Consider the following 3,041-nt stretch of genomic DNA (forward strand, 5'->3'; position numbering starts at 1 on the left):
ACTACAAATTCACAAGGATCGGTTGGGTCTGTTCCGTCGTTAATCTCATCGCCATCTGTTACTCCATCGCCATCTGTATCTGGATTTAATGGATCCGTTCCGTTAGCAATCTCATCACCATTGGTAACACCATCATTATCACAATCTAAATCGTTCCATACGGTACTCGTTGGTACTGTTTGACTTGCGACTACAAATTCACAAGGATCGGTTGGGTCTGTTCCGTCGTTAATCTCATCGCCATCTGTTACTCCATCGCCATCTGTATCTGGATTTAATGGGTCGGTTCCGTTAGCAATCTCATCGCCATTGGTAACACCATCGTTATCACAATCTAAATCGTTCCATACGGTACTCGTTGGTACTGTTTGACTTGCGACTACAAATTCACAAGGATCGGTCGGGTCTGTTCCGTCGTTTACTTCATCTCCATCATTTACTCCATCGCCGTCTGTATCTGGATTGAAAGGATCTGATCCAGCAGTAATTTCATTACCGTTGTTTAATCCGTCGCCATCACAGTCAGCTGCTTGCCATACTGGGTTTGTTACATCTTCATCTCCAGTAACTCCATTGTCTTCACAAGGATCTGTTGGATCGGTTCCATTTGCAATTTCATCTGCATCGGTTACACCATCACCATCACAATCTGCACCAGAAGTAATTGGCTCTGTAATATCTGCAATATTGTAATCACAAGGATCTGTTGGGCTAGTCCCATTAGCTATTTCATCAACATCAAGAACACCGTCACCATCTGTATCAACATCTGGGGTTACTGTTACAGTTACTGTTGCAGTACTGCATAAACCATCCATATCACAAACTGAATACACAAACGTATCTGTTCCGTTAAAGTTTGGATCTGGAGTATATGTAATCTCTCCAGTTGCGGTATTTATTGAAATACTTCCATTTGATGGTCCTGAAACTTCAGTAACACTTGTTACATCTATTGTTCCGTCTATATCATCATCATTTCCTAATACATCTATTAACACAGGTGTATCTTCTAATGTTGTGACATCGTCATCTTCAGCAGTAGGAGCATCATTTACAGATGTTACTGTAATACCTATTGTTGCTTGATTAGAAGTTAATCCGTTATTATCGTTTATTGTATATAATATGTTTGCGTTTCCGAAGTAATCATCTTCAGGAACAAATGTTACATTTCCTGCATTATCTACAGTATATGTACCAACACCCGCTATAACAAGAGGAGTTGTTGAGTTTCCTATATTTAAAGGATCACTAGGATCAATTAGAATAATACTTGAAGGATTCACTGTACCATCTACATCATCATCATTAGCGCCTATTGTAGGTACCGTTACCGGCGTATCTTCCGCAGTAATAGTTCCAAGGTCATCATTTGCAACTGGTGGATCATTTACTGGGATTACTGTAATATCTAATGTACTTGAATCTGTTAATCCAGTACCATCATCAATAGTGTAGGTAACTTGAGGTACAGCTCCTGTAAAATCTGGGTCTGGATCAAACACATAACTACCATCTCCATTAATTGTTAGCATTCCAACACCTGGAATATTATGAGCCACTCCTAATGAATAACTCACACCACCTATTTGAAAATCAATAACCGTTAAAACATCTGCAACATTACCATCTGTATCATTACTCAATAATCCTGAGGCAGCATCTACCATTAATGTTATATCTTCTAACGTAGTTTCGTTATCAGGATTTGCAACAGGAGGGAACATTGAAATTGGTACTACTACAGAAACTGTTGCAGTATCGCATAAACCGTCACTATCACAAATTTGATATACAAACGTATCTGTTCCATTATTAAATCCAGGATCTGGAGTATATGTAATCTCACCTGTAATTGAATCTATTGAAACCGTCCCATTTGCAGGAGGTGTTACGATTGTAATTAGGGCAGGGTCTAAATTGTTATCGACATCACTATCATTCGTTAATACAGGAATTATCACTGACACTCCTGGGTTTGTTGTAGACTGATCATCCAATGCTATTGGAGCATCATTTATTGGATTAATTATAATGTTTGTTGCACCTGTAACGGTATTAGTTCCATCGGTAACACTATATGTAAAATCACCTGGATCAGTCGTTCCATCATAATCTGCCGGAGCATCATATACAAGTCCTTCTAAATCTGAAGCTGATAAAATATCACCCACATTTACCGGTGTCCCATTCGCTAAAGTAACCGTACCTAAGGCTGGTAATCCAGAAACTGTAATTGTTAATATATCATTCTCTAAATCTGTTGGAGCCGTTAATCCTAACGGATTATCGACACTTTCTTCATCTACTGTAATTTCTGAACTAGAAGCTACCGGTGGATCATTAACAGGGTTAACAGTTACATTCACAACAGCTGTATCACACAATGCTGGTGATCCTTCATCACATACTGTATATTCAAAAGAATCTGTTCCGTTGAAATCAGGGTCTGGTGTATACGTAACTTCTCCTGTAATAGGATCTACTGACACTGTTCCGTTAGCTGGTTGTGTTGCTATTGTTACTGAAGTTGGATCTATATTATTGTCTACATCTGTGTCATTTCCTAAGACATCAATTACTACTGAAGCATCTTCATTTACAGTAACTGAATCGTCTATTGCGACTGGAGCATTATTGATCGGTTCATCTACTACTATAGTAATCGTTACGGTATCACAGTTACTTGGCACGGCAATTTCACATACCGTATAATCAACCGTGTACGTTCCTGGGTCTGTGCCTGGAGCTACCGTTACACTTCCATCGGTTCCCACTGTTAATGGACCGTTTGTATTTGGCGTAATAACTACATCGGCTGGGTCTACTGGTGAACCATTTAATGTATCATTAGCTAATATATCTGTGTACGTAATTCCAGCTACTCCCTCTTGAGCAGTTGCTGTATAATTATCTTCTATAGCATCAAGTGTTCCATCAACTACTACAGTGACTGTAGCATCATCACAATTACTTGGAACTGCAATTTCACAGATAGTATAAGTTACTGCATAGGTTCCTGAAGCGGTTCCTGAAGC

General features: G+C 39.2%; 1 protein-coding gene. It reads right to left on the bottom strand.

What is annotated here, in order from left to right:
• On the bottom strand, positions 1-3,041 hold a 3,041-nt coding region (locus BLQ00_RS17210; protein WP_139149456.1), incomplete at both ends, for an Ig-like domain-containing protein.

Source organism: Ulvibacter litoralis, from assembly GCF_900102055.1.
Lineage (GTDB): Bacteria > Bacteroidota > Bacteroidia > Flavobacteriales > Flavobacteriaceae > Ulvibacter > Ulvibacter litoralis.